Raw genomic sequence first — 13,849 nt, 5'->3', positions numbered from 1 at the left:
ATAAAGGTCTTCACGGTGTCGCCTGAGGCGCTTTAAAAGCTGTCTCGGTGACGACGGATGCGAACTATACGGACGAGCCCTGAATCACGCAAGGGCTTTTTGAGAGAAAAGTAAAAAAACTACAGCCGCGGCAAAAGTCGCTCAAAAAAGCAGCACAAACAAGCTGGAAAGCCGCCACAGATAGGGGATTACCCGTAGCCCACACCCTACAAGCCTCGATACAGTCCCAAACCAAACACCGGCCCCAAAATCCCAGACATAAAAAAACCGGCTGACGCCGGTTTTTTTATGTCACCCCTTTGACAGGGTGTAAAGAAAATAAGATTACTTGATCTTAGCTTCTTTGTATTCAACATGCTTACGCACAACAGGATCGTACTTTTTAAATACCATCTTATCTGGAGTGTTACGCTTGTTCTTATCGGTTGTGTAGAAGTGACCAGTACCAGCACTTGAAACTAGCTTGATCTTCTCACGAGCACCTTTAGCAGCCATGATAAATCCCCTTAGACTTTTTCGCCACGAGCACGAAGATCAGCAAGAACTGCATCGATACCCTTTTTATCAACAACACGCATTCCCTTAGTAGAAATACGCAACTTTACGAAACGGTTCTCAGACTCAACCCAAAAACGGTGAGATTGAAGATTTGGCAAAAAACGACGCTTGGTGCGGTTCTTTGCGTGAGAAACATTGTTACCTGTTACTGGACGTTTACCAGTAACCTGACAGACTTTAGACATTCTGATCGCCTCACACCCTAAAATGGGTACCTTAAATTTAACGAAATCTTGAATCAATTTAGGGTCGGCAATCTCAGGCGTGTCGCACACCTCGCTAGTACCAGACCGTACAAGAGGGGCGCTTTATACCAGATCGATTTTCAAAAAACAACTTTTTTAGCTTATTTGATGTGCAGTTTTTAATCCGGATCTCGCGCTATACAAGTCCTCTTTCAGCCAGAGAAACAGCCTTGCAACCACCTATAACCACATGATCTAAAACATTTATATCAAGATACTCCAGGGCCGATTTTAAGCGCTTCGTCAGCGCAATATCCGCCTGGCTCGGCTCGGCAACACCCGACGGATGATTATGCGCAAATATGATTGCTGCCGCATTGAAGTGCAGCGCTCTTTTTATCACCTCGCGGGGATAAACACTGGCTGAATTTATCGTCCCCCTGAATAATTCTTCCGTGGTTATCACTCGGTGCTGACTATCTAGGAAAACCACCAAAAACACCTCGTGTGGAATATCCCGCAACCTTAACGTCAAATAGTCTCTTGTCAGCTCAGTTGTGGTCAACACCGCCTCACGCTTCAACTCCTCTCCCAAGTATCGCTTAGCAAGCTCCATCACTGCCTGTAATTGTGCATACTTCGCCAACCCCAAGCCATGAGCCCGACAAAATTCCTCCTTGCCGGCATTCAACATAGCCGCCAGACCACCAAAATTAGTGAGAACCCCCCTCGCCAATTCCACCGCCGTCATTCCTTTGACCCCCGTTCTAAAAAATATTGCCAATAACTCGGCATCAGACAGCGCCTCAGCACCGTAACTGATCAATCTCTCACGTGGCCTCTCGCTCTCAGGCCAATCTGTAATCGCCATTATGCAACCTCCCTGTCACATAGCAGTAAATTGTTACTTCGTATAACACCCCAGCAGTGGTATCTTATTAAACAACTTAGCATTTACTAACTTATAGCCCATGAAACAACTGACCAACAAGAATATCTTGCTCGGCGTCACCGGCGGCATTGCTGCCTACAAATCTGCCGAGCTTATCCGTTTTTTTAAACGAGCAAACGCCAATGTCCGCGTCGTCATGACCCCTGCAGCGCAGGAGTTTATCACGCCGTTAACGCTACAGGCGCTGTCTGGCAACCCCGTTCACACCAGTTTGTTAGACCCTGAAGCCGAAGCATCCATGGGACATATCGAGCTGGCTCGCTGGGCAGATATTGTTGTCATTGCACCGGCAACAGCAGACATCATCGCCCAATTTGCCAACGGTGGCGCCAAATCTCTTCTGCCGACACTCGTCCTAGCGACCAACGCCCCCATTGTCTTAGCCCCAGCGATGAACCAGGCAATGTGGCACGATCAAAATACACAGCGAAATATTCTACAGCTGCAGCAGCAGGGAATGCTAGTCGCAGGCCCAGACCAGGGCGAGCAAGCCTGTGGCGATGTCGGCGCTGGACGCATGCTGGAGCCCAGCGACATAGCTTACACCGTGGCAAATTGCTTCGAAAGCAATGCACTCGACGGCATTAGAGTCGTTATTTCTGCCGGTCCCACGCGTGAGGCCATTGACCCTGTTCGTTATATTAGTAACCACAGCTCAGGCAAAATGGGGTTCGCTATTGCCAATGCCGCAGCGGAGGCAGGCGCGCTGACAACGATTATTGCCGGCCCGGTCAATTTAGCTACCCCAGAAAACTGTCAGCGCATCGATGTCACCAGCGCACAAGACATGTACCAATCGGCAATGCAGCAAATCGGGCAGTGCGATATTTTTATTGCCACAGCCGCCGTCGCTGACTACCGACCGGCAACCGTGGCAGAGCAAAAAATCAAGAAAAATGACGACACAATGAGCATTCAACTAACTAAAAATATCGATATTGTCAGTGCTGTTGCCTCACATTCAAATCGACCTTTTACCGTTGGCTTTGCTGCCGAAACCCAAGATGTCGAGCGTTACGCCAAAGACAAAATGCAGCGCAAAAACCTAGATATGATTGTCGCCAATGACGTTGCCAACAATAATATTGGCTTCAACAGTGACGACAACGCGGTCACCATTTTTTGCCGCGACGACGACAGCATGGCAATCGCGCAAACATCCAAGCAACAGCTTGGCCGATTGTTGATTGCTAAAATCGCATCGCAATATAAGCAATAATTTATTTCTGCTGAGCTGGGCTAATCGCCCTGCTGAGCTATTATTGCACAGAATAATAATGACTTAAGGCTTGATTAAGCACTATGAATAATAAAAAACTAGCAGTTTCACCATTTCTTGCCGCCGTAATTTTAACGCCGGCGATTATTTTCGCCGTCACTCTATTCAGCTTTCGTTTCGTCGATAGCAATATCATTTCACCATACGAGAACCAGCAGTTACAGCTAATCACTGACCGCCTAGGAGAGAGGCAGATCGAGCAATTCGATATGATAATTTCCGCCCTCAAAAATGACCTGGAACACAAGGCGCAATCGATAGTACTCACAGCCAGTAATGCTGAGAGTATCGAGAAAATGCTACAGGCAAATAGTTTTCAGGCTATCGATACTCGTATTTTAACGGTCACTAACGATATCTTCGATACCAACAGCAGGGCACAGCTGCTGAATAATATTGAGGGGGATGTGGGCAACACCACCATCAAGGGTAACAACACCGTTGTCGATGCTTATTTTCACGACGAAAAAAACATACTCTTGGTTAGCACCCCTGTCACCGGCAGCGACGGTGATATCGCCGGTGTTATTCTCACCCGTTATAGCCTCAAGGCAATTACGGCAGAGCTGTTGTCACCGAATAAAAATATCATTATCAACCTAAGTTATTCGGGCAAAAACATTGCTAACAATGGGGCTATCTCCAGTGATGGCTATAGTCGAAAATCAACCTCTCAAACACTGCCCAAATTAGTTATCGACTCCCAATTGAGCTCAACTGCCGCCAGCGCACTATTACTCGATCGAGGACTGCTACAATTACTGACTGTTCTCGTTGCCGCATTGATTGCAGCCCTCAGCCTCGTAGGCTATTTAATCGTTGGTAAGCTATTGAAAAACCAGCACCGAGAAGACGTTGATGCATTGCAAAAACAACTGAAAATTGCGGCAAGAAACAACACCGGCAGTTCGAATACAGCAAGCAAGCCTAAGGCTGTCACCCCCCCTGCCAGTGAGACAGCGACTGAAGTGATACCCACCCCTAGCGCACCTGCGGCAGAGCAAGAAGAGCCACTGGAAGCGATGTTCGACATCACCGAAGATAGCCAGCCAGATGACGTTATATTCCGCGCTTACGACATCCGCGGCAACGCCGACAAGCAGCTGCAGGATTCGGTCGTTAAACAGATAGGCCAGGCCATCGGTTCCGCCGCGCAAGAACAAGGCGAACAAAGTATTGCAATTGCCAGTGACGGTCGTCTATCCAGCCCACGTATTAAGCAGGCATTAATCGATGGTCTCTGCAGCAGCGGCATTGATGTTGTCGATATTGGAGAACTGGCGACGCCACTACTTTATTTCACCACTCATAACTCAGCACAAACCAGTGGTGTCATGATTACCGGCAGCCACAACCCCGCTGCTGACAACGGCTTAAAGGTAGTCATCAACCAACAGGCATTACACAGCGAGCAGATTGCAGCCCTGCAGCAAAGAATTATCGATGGCAACTATCGGCAAGGTACGGGCGAGCTCAGCTCTCTGGCCATCGAAGAGCAGTATATCGACTTTATCGCCAGCGACATCGCCATTGCTCAACCACTTAAACTCGTTATTGACTGCGGCAATGGCATCGCAGGAAAAACAGCACCAGCCCTTTTTGAAGCCCTAAACTGTGAAGTCATCCCTTTGTACTGTGAGGTGGATGGCAACTTCCCCAACCATCATCCAGACCCAAGCAACCCCGATAATTTGAAAGAGCTTATCGCCAGCGTCAAAGCAAATGAGGCCGACCTAGGTATCGCCTTCGATGGTGATGGTGATCGCCTTGGCGTAGTCAACCATCTTGGCCAAATCATCAACGCAGACAAGCTGCTGATGCTATTCGCTCAGGATGTCGTCTCACGCAACCCTGGTACCGATGTCGTTTTTGATGTGAAATGTACCCGCCACCTCAACGCACTCATTAGCTCTTACGGCGGCCGCCCCATTATGTGGAAGAGTGGTCATTCGCTGATCAAAGATAAAATGCACAGCACCGGAGCCTTGCTCGGCGGGGAATTCACTGGTCACTTCTTCTTCAAAGAGCGATGGTTCGGCTTCGACGATGGCCTCTACAGCGCCGCCCGATTAGTGGAAATACTATCGACAACCGATAGCAGCTTAGATAGTTTACTAACCGCACTGCCCAGCCCTATCGGGACCGCAGAGTTGATTTTCCCCGTTGCCGAGGAAATTAAATTTACAATTATCGACCAGCTAATCAACACTGGGGATTTCAGTGGTGGTAAAATAACAACCATCGACGGCGTCCGTGTCGATTTCTCCGATGGCTGGGGACTGGTCAGAGCCTCAAATACAGGCGCTGCTCTTACCATGCGATTCGAAGGTAATAGCCAAGAAAGCATTGAGAGAATCCAACAATTATTTAAAGAACAATTACTTAATATTGAAAACAGTCAGAATATTACGTTCTAATTGAAAAATAATAAGTACCTCAACAACCCAGATTAAGTTTTCAAGGTTTATCTACACATGTCTTTAGATTTAAAAGCAGCGTCAAATATTGCCAGCGTTCTTACCGAAGCTTTGCCCTATATTCAGCGTTTTGCCGGCAAAACCATTGTTGTGAAGTTTGGTGGTAACGCCATGACAGACCCCCAACTAAACGCGCAATTTGCCCGAGACATTGTGCTGATGAAGACTGTTGGCATCAACCCCATTGTCGTTCACGGCGGCGGCCCACAAATTGGTCGTTTACTCGACAAGCTTAATATCGAGACTCGTTTTGTGAACGGCATGCGTGTAACCGACAGCGAGACTATGGATGTCGTTGAAATGGTACTCGGCGCCTCAGTGAACAAAGAGATTGTTAATACCATCAACCAACACGGCGGCAAGGCCATCGGGATTACCGGTAAAGACGGCAGCTTTATTCAAGCAAGAAAACTGGAGGTCAAGCATAAGACACCCGATATGCAGGTCCCTGAAATTATCGATATTGGCCATGTTGGCGAGGTCTCCTACATCAACCGTAATGTTATCGATACGCTAATTGGCGGTGATTTTATCCCCGTGATTGCCCCCATTGGCGTCGGCGTTGATGGCGCCTCATACAATATTAATGCCGACTTGGTTGCCGGTAAAATTGCTGAGGTGATGGACGCCGAAAAACTGATGCTATTGACCAATGTAAGCGGTTTGCTCGATAAGGAAGGTGACATTCTCACCGGCTTAACAACACCGCAAGTTGACGACCTGATAGCAGATGGCACTATTTATGGCGGCATGCTACCTAAAATCCAATGCGCACTCGACGCGGTAAAGGGCGGTGCCACTGCCGCTCATATCGTCGATGGTCGCGTCGCTCATGCAGTATTACTCGAAATATTTACCGACGATGGTGTGGGCACCCTCATTACCAACCGCGGTTAAATATCAATCCACGAAGTTTCGTCATCAATATCGGTGACGAATGTTGATTTTAGATAGTAAAGAGTCCGTCTCTTAAGGTTTTCAATAGTCTATGACCCAAGCACAAAAAATTTCACGCCGACAACAGATCCTTGAGGCGTTAGCGCACATGCTAGAGGCCAGCCCGGGCGCTCGCATTACCACTGCGGCACTGGCCAAGCAGGTTGGGGTCTCCGAGGCGGCGTTATATCGACACTTCCCCAGCAAATCGAAGATGTTTGAGGCGTTGATCGAGTTTATCGAAGAGACTATTTTCAGTCGCGTTAAAATCATCATGGAGGAAACTTCCAGTGCCGAGAGCCGCTGCGAGTCCATTCTCTCTCTGCTACTGGCTTTTACCGAGCGCAACCCAGGCATTACTCGAATATTAACTGGCGACGCCCTGACCGGTGAAAACGAAAAGCTACACTCTCGGGTGATTCAGTTCTTCGACCGACTAGAAACCCAACTAAAGCAAATTCTGCGTGAGGCAGAAATGCGCGAAGGCCTGAGACCGACAGTCACCATCAACACTGCGGCAAATCTGCTGATGTCGGTGGCTGACGGCCGCATCAACCAATACGTGCGAAGTAACTTTAAGCGCAAACCAACCGAATACTGGGCCGATCAGTGGCCGCTGATTATGCAGGGATTTTTCAAGCAAACAGGTCGCTAATCATCGACGGGCCAAGGATTGGCCGCTCTTAATTTGCCGAGTGATATAGGTTTCGAGAGCCTGCAATCGCTTTCAACTCTTCAAAACGCTCAATATCGCGCTGAAAGGACTCAGATGTGGTGAGTTTCTCTTTTCTTCGCATCGCAATTGTCGAGCGAACGCTGTCCAGCTCAAGACCCAGGTTTTTAATTCTCAACTGCAAGTCTTCCGGCACCTCTCGGTGATTGCGTTCCAGATTAGCCGCCTTAGTCCGCTCGTTGGATAACTGTGTTTTCAGCACGCTTTGATTACTTTTTAGTATCCCTAAGCGCACATCAATATCTCGCTGTGCTCGCTTCAGAGCGGCTTCGATATCGCTGATAGTGGAGTACTTCAGCAGCAGCTGTTCATCCCACTCCTGCAGCCTTTGCGCCTCAATTTTATCGGCATTCACTTTCGCCGACTCTTCTCGCGTCATTGCGCGGTCAACAACCTCAATTACCTGGCCACTATTGTTCAACCGCTCATAACCCAACCGAATAGCGTCCTCATTGAGATGATCAACCACTACCACACGGTTGTTATCACCGACATAACGGTAATAATCAGCCAGCGCTGAGACGCTCAATGTCGCCAGCAAAAGAGTGAGTAACTGAGCTGTTTTATTATAATTCACGGCAACCCTCGTTGAATGGCGGAACACAATGCTCCGCCAACTTACTGATCAAATTCCATACATCTCGCGGTAGGCATCAATGCGACCAACTAACGCCTGTTGCTCTTCGCCTGACTGCAAATAATCTACTATATGCTGAAGCGTGATAATACTCACCACAGGAATGCCAAAATCTTGCTCTACTTCCTGTATTGCCGACAGCTTGCCCTTGCCCCGCTCTTCACGGTTAAGGCCAATCACTACACCAGCAGCTGTCGCCCCTGCAGCACTAATGATATCAATGACTTCTCGCACTGCTGTACCAGCGGTAATCACATCATCAATAATCAATATTCTCCCCTTCAACTCGGCACCAACTATCGTACCGCCCTCGCCATGATCCTTGGCCTCTTTACGATTAAAGGCAAAGGGGATGTCAATATCATGAAACTCAGCCAGTGCTGCCGCGGTAACCGCGCCTAGCGGTATGCCTTTGTAGGCTGGGCCAAACAAGACATCGAACTCCACCCCACTCTTAACAATAGCATCGGCGTAACAGCGACCCAACATCGCGAGACCAGCACCGCTGTCAAAGCGGCCTGCATTAAAAAAATAAGGGCTCACTCGGCCTGACTTCAAGGTGAACTCACCGAAGCCTAAGGCGCTATATTTAATCGCTAAATCAATAAAGTCTTGTTGGTAGTTTTGCATAGTTACACCAGTAAAAAATCGTATTTCATCTTTTAAAAAAAGCGGCTATCTTTTATAGCAACAGCGCTCAAATCGCCCTAAAAATTATATCAGGCTATTTGACAGCGTAGTTTACCGTGTCACGGTTTCAATGTCGCATTGATTACAACTTCTGCGACAACAAATAGAAAGATAAAATATAGCTTAACCGTAAGATTACTAACAAATTACTATTTATACGTATCCACTAACCTATCGATATCGGTTAAAATCGCTGCAGCTTTAATAACGAGGGACTCATGAGAATAATTAGTTTTTGCGCAGACGGTATAAAACAGGCAACATCCAACGGCTTTTTTGACTGGGTGGTTGACCAGGATGCCGATATCATCTGTATTCAAGATTTGCGCTGCCAAGAATACGACTTAACTGACAACGTATTTTTCCCCGAAGGTTACTACGGCTACTTTTTTGATTCTCCCGATGGTATCAACGGCGTCGCCATTTATGTCCGCGAGATCCCAAAGGCGATTATGACCGGTCTTGGGTTTGGTGAGAGCGATATCCAGGCCCGCTATATGCAGGCGGATTATGACAACATCAGCATCGGTTGCATCCTCGCCCCAGATACCGCCGACGGCAACCCTCAGGCAGTTGAAAATAAAGAAGTTTTCTTTGAGCAATTAGGTGGTCACTTGAATAAAATTCGCAATAAAAGACGCGAATTTGTCATCTGCGGTAACTGGCAAATTGCCCACCATGAAAGCGATTTACAAGACCCAGACGGCAATCAGGACAGTTCGGGTTTTTTGCCGACTGAACGCCAGTGGATGGATAATCTGTACGACAGACTGGGCTACGTCGACGCCTTTCGCACCGTCAACAGCGATGATGACGAGTTTACCTGGTGGCCCAATGGCAACCGTCAAGAGAATGGCTGGCGTACCGACTTACAGATTATTTCGAACGGCCTACGCTCGACAGTCGAATACGGTGTTGCCTACAAGAAAAAAGAGTTTTCCAATCACGCACCGGTCATTATGGATTACGATTACGAAATCAATCCAAGCTAGCAATATTGGCTCGGACAATCCGCTGATTGCCCGAGCCAATAGCCAATCAGTTACCCGGCAAGTGCCGCTTTCTGCATCTCAGAGAGCTCGGCAATCCCCTTTTCAGCTAATTCCAGCATGCTATTCAACTCTTGGCGACTAAACGTCTCGCCCTCGGCTGTTCCCTGTACCTCAACAAAACCGCCGTTCTCGGTCATGATGACATTCATATCGGTCTCTGCATTCGAGTCCTCAGGGTAATCTAAATCCAATACCGGTACACCTTGATAAATACCCACTGACACCGAGGCAATCATCTCTTTCATGGGGTTGTCTTTTACCAAACCGTCAGCCTGCATTTTCTTAAAGGCATCGGCAATGGCAACACAGGCGCCAGTAATTGATGCCGTTCGAGTGCCGCCATCGGCCTGGATAACATCGCAGTCAACATATACGGTGTATTCACCCAATTTACTGAGATCAACCGCTGCGCGTAACGAACGGCCAATCAAACGTTGAATTTCAACAGTGCGGCCACCCTGTTTACCGCGGGCCGCCTCACGCCCCATGCGGCTACCCGTCGAGCGCGGCAGCATGCCGTATTCTGCCGTTAACCAACCCTTACCTTCCCCGCGAAGAAAGCGCGGTACGCCCTTCTCAACACTGGCATTGCAGATAACCTTGGTATTGCCAAACTCAACCAGCACTGAGCCCTCAGCATGACAGGTGTATTGGCGAGTAATAGTAACGGGGCGAAGTTGATCTGGCTGACGGCCGCTGGGTCTGATCACGGGGTAATCCTCTTTGTGTGAACTAAAATTTGTCGACAGTATACGTGAAGTTGTGGTCCCCTGCCGCTCCGAGCAAACAACACAACCCTTCTATTTAGCTCGCCACCCCCAAACACCATCAGCCACATGCCACACAGTGGGAAACTCCCCAAGCTTACGTTAAGATTAGTGGCTATTACTCGTCTATAACGAAGATACATTTAGCTATGAGCATCAACAACCGCACGACTAAAAGCATGACCGCCTTCAGCCGTCAGCAGGGCGACTATGATTGGGGGCAATTAACCTGGGAGTTACGTTCAGTAAATCATCGCTATCTTGAGCCCAGCTTCAAACTACCCGAGGCGCTCAGAGGCTTGGAGCCGGCGATAAGAGAATCACTAAAAAAGCATTTAGCTCGCGGCAAAGTAGAATGCGCACTTCGGTTTCACCTGCAAACAGAGCAGCAGAACCTCAACGTCAATACTGAACTGGCCGGGCAACTTCTCGCAGCGGTATCACAGCTGCAGCAACTTGGCGGGGAACAACAGCAGCCCAACTCTCTCGATCTACTGCGCTGGCCGGGTGTGTTAGCCGAGCAAAAACTCAACGGCGAGCAGATGCAGAGCGATGCCACAGCATTATTCGAGCTAGCCATTGAACAGCTGGTCGACAGCCGAGCCCGCGAAGGCGAGGAAATGAAAAACGTCGTTTTATCACGACTGGACAGCATCGCGGCAATAACCGCGGATATTCGCAGTAAGATCGCCACTATTTTAGCCGCCCAACGACAGAAATTAATCGACAAACTCGACGCCTTAAAAGCCGATTTGGATAACGACCGCATCGAACAAGAAATGGTACATTTGGCGCAAAAATCGGATGTCGCCGAAGAACTCGACCGCCTGGATACCCACATTGCAGAGGTTCGACGCGTACTGACAAAGGGCGGAGCCTGCGGCAGAAGACTGGATTTTCTTATGCAAGAGCTCAACCGCGAGGCCAATACCTTGTCATCAAAATCTATCGTCAGCGAAACTACCCAGGCTGCCGTTGAGCTAAAAGTCTTAATTGAACAGATGCGCGAGCAGATTCAAAATATAGAATAAGAAACCAGCCGACTCCCATTCCATCGCCATCGCCATCGCCATCGCCATCGCCATCGCCATCGCCATCGCCATCGCCATCGTACAGACAAAAGCAGTCACTAGAATAAAACTTCTCGCTGAAAACTACCCATTAAACCTTTAATAAACTAACTTTATTAAAGGTTTAATGGGGCACAAATAATGAAAGTACGAATACTCTCCTGCGGCATACTCTTGTTCAGCACCGCCTTGATAGCAGAAACAACGGATCAATTTACTATTGGCCAACAAAAAGCCAAAGTGTGTATGACCTGCCACGGTGCCGATGGCATCTCTACCACCGACCCCTATCCCAATCTTCGCGGTCAACGCGCCTCTTATTTCATCTCTGCCCTTAAGGACTATAAGTCTCGAGAGCGCACCAGTGGACTTGCTATTTTAATGCAACAGCAGGCCGACGCGTTGACCGATCAAGACATGAAGGATATTGCTTACTACTACTCCATGCTGGGTACTAAAAAGAATAAGAATGAGTCAACAAAATGACTGAAACCTGTGAGTATGATACCAAGGTCGTTCGCTATTTCATCATTGCCGCTGTTATATGGGCCGTTGCAGGTATGGCTATTGGCGTGCTTTTAGCCGCTCAACTGTATTGGCCAGCACTGAATTTTGATTCACCCTATATACAATTTGGACGCCTTCGTCCTCTTCACACCTCTGGAGTGATCTTTGGCTTTGTTGTCAATATCTTGATGGGGACCTCCCTCTATATCGTGCAACGAACCGGGCAGACACCACTGTTTAACAAAAGCCTGTCATGGATGGTGTTTTGGGGCTGGCAGCTCATTCTCATACTGGCGCTGATCACCCTGCCCTTGGGCTTCACCTCCAGCAAAGAATACGCAGAGCTTGAGTGGCCTATCGATATTCTGATTACCGTGGTCTGGGTGTTATACGCAGTACTGTTTTTCGGCACAGTAGGTGCTCGGAAAGTCAGCCACATATTTGTTGCTAATTGGTTTTTTGGCGCCTTTATCATTGTTGTTGCCATGATATTTATTGTGAATAATCTCGCCTTACCCGTCAGCATGTGGAAGTCCTACTCCATCTACGCAGGAGCCCAGGATGCGATCGTACAGTGGTGGTGGGGCCACAACGCCGTCGGCTTCCTATTGACCGCTGGCGTCATTGGTATGAATTATTACTTTATCCCCAAGGTGGCGCAGCGGCCGATTTATTCCTATCGCTTATCTATTATTCATTTCTGGGGCTTGGTGGGGTTCTATACTTGGGCAGGCACCCACCATCTGATTTACTCCTCTGTACCGGTGTGGGTGCAAAATATCGGTATCATCATGTCGCTGATTCTTTGGGTCCCCTCTTGGGCTGGAGCCTACAACAGCGCCATGACTCTGCTATCCAACAAAGAAAAGCTAAAAAAAGACTACATCATGTTGTTTTTCTTCTCGGCCATACTCTATTACTGTCTCGCGACATTTGAGGGGCCTCTGCTAGCTATTCGCTGGTTTAATATGGTGGCTCACAATACCGAATGGATCATCGGTCACGTCCATTCAGGAGCACTTGGCTGGGTCGCCATGTCAGCTATTGCCGTCTTTTATTACTTTATTCCTCGTCTTTGGGGCAGAGAAGAGCTGTGGTCAGTACGATTATTAAAGTGGCATTTTTGGTTTGCTCACATAGGCGTTGCACTTTACGCCATCGCTCTGTGGGTTGCCGGTATTGGCGAGGGCTATATGTGGCTGACACAGTCGGACAATGGTTCGCTGAGCTATAGCTTTGTTGAAGCCATGGACTTCAAGGCGCCATGGCTGTTTCTTCGCTTTGTTGGTGGTGCCTTTTTTGTGGTCGGTTTATTAATGATGGTATTCAACCTCTACAAGACAGTGGCCAGCGAAGTGACGTCGGCTGCCATGGCGGGGGCGAAGCAATGATACTCAGCAAGGACTTCACCAAATCTGTCGTCATACTCATCGCTGCCACCACGGCCGTCGCTGCTCTCTCGGCATTAGTATGGGTATTGCCCAACGTTTTATTAGCGCCAGAGTTGGCCAAGATATCTCAGGCCAAGCCACTGACCGCGCTGGAACTGGCAGGACGTGATATATACATCAGTGAAGGCTGCCATGTCTGCCATACTCAAATGGTACGACCGCTGGAGCCAGAGATTTTACGAAATGGTCGTGCGAACAAAGAGGCTGACGACATCTATGAATTCCCTAACTTATGGGGCTCTAAACGGACAGGGCCAGACCTAACCAATATAGGGCGAAAGTATTCCGATCGGTGGCATGCCATTCACCTTATCAACCCTCGCGATGTAATCCCCACATCGATTATGCCATCTTATCCTTGGCTTTTTAACACGGTACTTGATGGCGATGATATCGCAGATAAAATGCGCGCACTAAGGTCACTGGGCGTACCCTATAGCGATAGCGACATCGATGGCGGTCGAATCCAAATAGTCGGAAAAACTCAGGGGGAAGCTTTGATCAGGTACCTGCAAAGCCTCGGCGTCGATACCATGCACGACCGGGAGCAATAGC

The 13,849-nt window shown here is 48.5% G+C and carries 16 protein-coding genes; 9 read left to right on the top strand and 7 right to left on the bottom strand.

Annotation, left to right across the window (positions count from 1 at the left end; translation table 11 throughout):
• Positions 1-324: 324 nt before the first annotated feature.
• The 3 genes from rpmG to radC form a co-directional block, all read right to left on the bottom strand.
• Complete coding sequence (gene rpmG, locus L9P87_RS16320) at positions 325-495, bottom strand: 50S ribosomal protein L33 (RefSeq protein WP_123713664.1); 171 nt, start codon at positions 493-495, stop codon at positions 325-327.
• Positions 496-506: 11 nt separating this feature from the next.
• The gene (rpmB, locus tag L9P87_RS16315; RefSeq protein WP_237445828.1) at positions 507-743 is read right to left on the bottom strand and encodes a 50S ribosomal protein L28; all 237 of its coding nucleotides are present in this window, start codon (positions 741-743) and stop codon (positions 507-509) included.
• 196 nt (positions 744-939) lie between these two features.
• Positions 940-1,614 carry a RadC family protein gene (radC, locus tag L9P87_RS16310; protein ID WP_237445827.1) on the bottom strand — a complete coding sequence of 225 codons (675 nt, stop codon included), beginning with the start codon at positions 1,612-1,614 and terminating at the stop codon, positions 940-942.
• 100 nt (positions 1,615-1,714) lie between these two features.
• Here radC and coaBC point away from each other — a divergent pair, with 100 nt between their 5' ends.
• From coaBC to slmA, 4 genes are all read left to right on the top strand, one after another.
• Complete coding sequence (gene coaBC / locus L9P87_RS16305; protein ID WP_237445826.1) at positions 1,715-2,914, top strand: bifunctional phosphopantothenoylcysteine decarboxylase/phosphopantothenate--cysteine ligase CoaBC; 1,200 nt, start codon at positions 1,715-1,717, stop codon at positions 2,912-2,914.
• Positions 2,915-2,997: 83 nt separating this feature from the next.
• Entirely contained in the window at positions 2,998-5,391 is a 2,394-nt protein-coding gene (locus L9P87_RS16300) for a phosphomannomutase/phosphoglucomutase (protein WP_237445825.1), read from the top strand.
• A 57-nt stretch (positions 5,392-5,448) separates the two neighbouring features.
• Positions 5,449-6,348 carry an acetylglutamate kinase gene (gene argB / locus L9P87_RS16295; protein WP_237445824.1) on the top strand — a complete coding sequence of 300 codons (900 nt, stop codon included), beginning with the start codon at positions 5,449-5,451 and terminating at the stop codon, positions 6,346-6,348.
• 91 nt (positions 6,349-6,439) lie between these two features.
• Entirely contained in the window at positions 6,440-7,042 is a 603-nt protein-coding gene (gene slmA, locus L9P87_RS16290; RefSeq protein WP_237445823.1) for a nucleoid occlusion factor SlmA, read from the top strand.
• 28 nt (positions 7,043-7,070) lie between these two features.
• On the opposite strand, the gene L9P87_RS16285 is transcribed toward slmA, so the two are convergent.
• Both L9P87_RS16285 and pyrE read right to left on the bottom strand, forming a co-directional pair.
• The gene (locus L9P87_RS16285; protein WP_237445822.1) at positions 7,071-7,697 is read right to left on the bottom strand and encodes a hypothetical protein; all 627 of its coding nucleotides are present in this window, start codon (positions 7,695-7,697) and stop codon (positions 7,071-7,073) included.
• 48 nt (positions 7,698-7,745) lie between these two features.
• On the bottom strand, positions 7,746-8,387 hold the full coding sequence (pyrE, locus tag L9P87_RS16280; protein WP_237445821.1) for an orotate phosphoribosyltransferase: 642 nt from the start codon (positions 8,385-8,387) through the stop codon (positions 7,746-7,748).
• A gap of 278 nt (positions 8,388-8,665) precedes the next feature.
• Between pyrE and L9P87_RS16275 the strand changes: the two genes are divergently transcribed.
• On the top strand, positions 8,666-9,439 hold the full coding sequence (locus tag L9P87_RS16275) for an exodeoxyribonuclease III (RefSeq protein WP_237445820.1): 774 nt from the start codon (positions 8,666-8,668) through the stop codon (positions 9,437-9,439).
• Between the two features lie 50 nt (positions 9,440-9,489).
• Here L9P87_RS16275 and rph read toward each other — a convergent pair whose 3' ends face one another.
• Positions 9,490-10,209, bottom strand: coding sequence for a ribonuclease PH (gene rph / locus L9P87_RS16270; RefSeq protein WP_290368526.1), 720 nt, complete (start codon positions 10,207-10,209; stop codon positions 9,490-9,492).
• A gap of 206 nt (positions 10,210-10,415) precedes the next feature.
• On the opposite strand from rph, the gene L9P87_RS16265 reads away from it, so the two are divergent.
• Positions 10,416-11,297 carry a YicC/YloC family endoribonuclease gene (locus L9P87_RS16265; protein ID WP_237445819.1) on the top strand — a complete coding sequence of 294 codons (882 nt, stop codon included), beginning with the start codon at positions 10,416-10,418 and terminating at the stop codon, positions 11,295-11,297.
• Here L9P87_RS16265 and L9P87_RS16260 read toward each other — a convergent pair.
• Positions 11,256-11,396: a hypothetical protein gene (locus L9P87_RS16260; RefSeq protein WP_237445818.1), complete on the bottom strand. Its 141-nt coding sequence runs from the start codon at positions 11,394-11,396 to the stop codon at positions 11,256-11,258. The genes L9P87_RS16265 and L9P87_RS16260 overlap by 42 nt on opposite strands.
• Positions 11,397-11,477: 81 nt before the next feature.
• Here L9P87_RS16260 and L9P87_RS16255 point away from each other — a divergent pair, with 81 nt between their 5' ends.
• From L9P87_RS16255 to L9P87_RS16245, 3 genes are read left to right on the top strand one after another with little or no spacing between them, the layout of a single operon-like run.
• The gene (locus L9P87_RS16255) at positions 11,478-11,822 is read left to right on the top strand and encodes a c-type cytochrome (RefSeq protein ID WP_237445817.1); all 345 of its coding nucleotides are present in this window, start codon (positions 11,478-11,480) and stop codon (positions 11,820-11,822) included.
• Positions 11,819-13,234, top strand: a complete 1,416-nt coding sequence (gene ccoN, locus L9P87_RS16250; protein WP_237445816.1) for a cytochrome-c oxidase, cbb3-type subunit I — start codon at positions 11,819-11,821, stop codon at positions 13,232-13,234. The genes L9P87_RS16255 and ccoN overlap by 4 nt, the downstream gene beginning before the upstream one ends.
• Complete coding sequence (locus L9P87_RS16245) at positions 13,231-13,848, top strand: cbb3-type cytochrome c oxidase subunit II (protein ID WP_237445815.1); 618 nt, start codon at positions 13,231-13,233, stop codon at positions 13,846-13,848. The genes ccoN and L9P87_RS16245 overlap by 4 nt, the downstream gene beginning before the upstream one ends.
• Position 13,849: the final 1 nt, after the last annotated feature.

Origin of the sequence: Sinobacterium norvegicum (genome assembly GCF_923077115.1) — a bacterium.
In the GTDB taxonomy this organism is placed as follows: Bacteria; Pseudomonadota; Gammaproteobacteria; order Pseudomonadales; family Sinobacteriaceae; genus Sinobacterium; species Sinobacterium norvegicum.
The sequence above is the reverse complement of the archived record's forward strand: the minus strand, read 5'-3'. Positions and strand labels throughout refer to the sequence as shown.

Coding starts and splice junctions, on each gene's coding strand:
- slmA (WP_237445823.1), top strand. CDS start 6,440: ATGACCCAAGCACAAAAAATTTCACGCCGACAACAGATCCTTGAGGCG.
- argB (WP_237445824.1), top strand. CDS start 5,449: ATGTCTTTAGATTTAAAAGCAGCGTCAAATATTGCCAGCGTTCTTACC.
- pyrE (WP_237445821.1), bottom strand. CDS start 8,387: ATGCAAAACTACCAACAAGACTTTATTGATTTAGCGATTAAATATAGC.
- coaBC (WP_237445826.1), top strand. CDS start 1,715: ATGAAACAACTGACCAACAAGAATATCTTGCTCGGCGTCACCGGCGGC.
- L9P87_RS16245 (WP_237445815.1), top strand. CDS start 13,231: ATGATACTCAGCAAGGACTTCACCAAATCTGTCGTCATACTCATCGCT.
- radC (WP_237445827.1), bottom strand. CDS start 1,614: ATGGCGATTACAGATTGGCCTGAGAGCGAGAGGCCACGTGAGAGATTG.
- L9P87_RS16265 (WP_237445819.1), top strand. CDS start 10,416: ATGAGCATCAACAACCGCACGACTAAAAGCATGACCGCCTTCAGCCGT.
- ccoN (WP_237445816.1), top strand. CDS start 11,819: ATGACTGAAACCTGTGAGTATGATACCAAGGTCGTTCGCTATTTCATC.
- rpmB (WP_237445828.1), bottom strand. CDS start 743: ATGTCTAAAGTCTGTCAGGTTACTGGTAAACGTCCAGTAACAGGTAAC.
- rpmG (WP_123713664.1), bottom strand. CDS start 495: ATGGCTGCTAAAGGTGCTCGTGAGAAGATCAAGCTAGTTTCAAGTGCT.
- L9P87_RS16300 (WP_237445825.1), top strand. CDS start 2,998: ATGAATAATAAAAAACTAGCAGTTTCACCATTTCTTGCCGCCGTAATT.
- L9P87_RS16275 (WP_237445820.1), top strand. CDS start 8,666: ATGAGAATAATTAGTTTTTGCGCAGACGGTATAAAACAGGCAACATCC.
- L9P87_RS16255 (WP_237445817.1), top strand. CDS start 11,478: ATGAAAGTACGAATACTCTCCTGCGGCATACTCTTGTTCAGCACCGCC.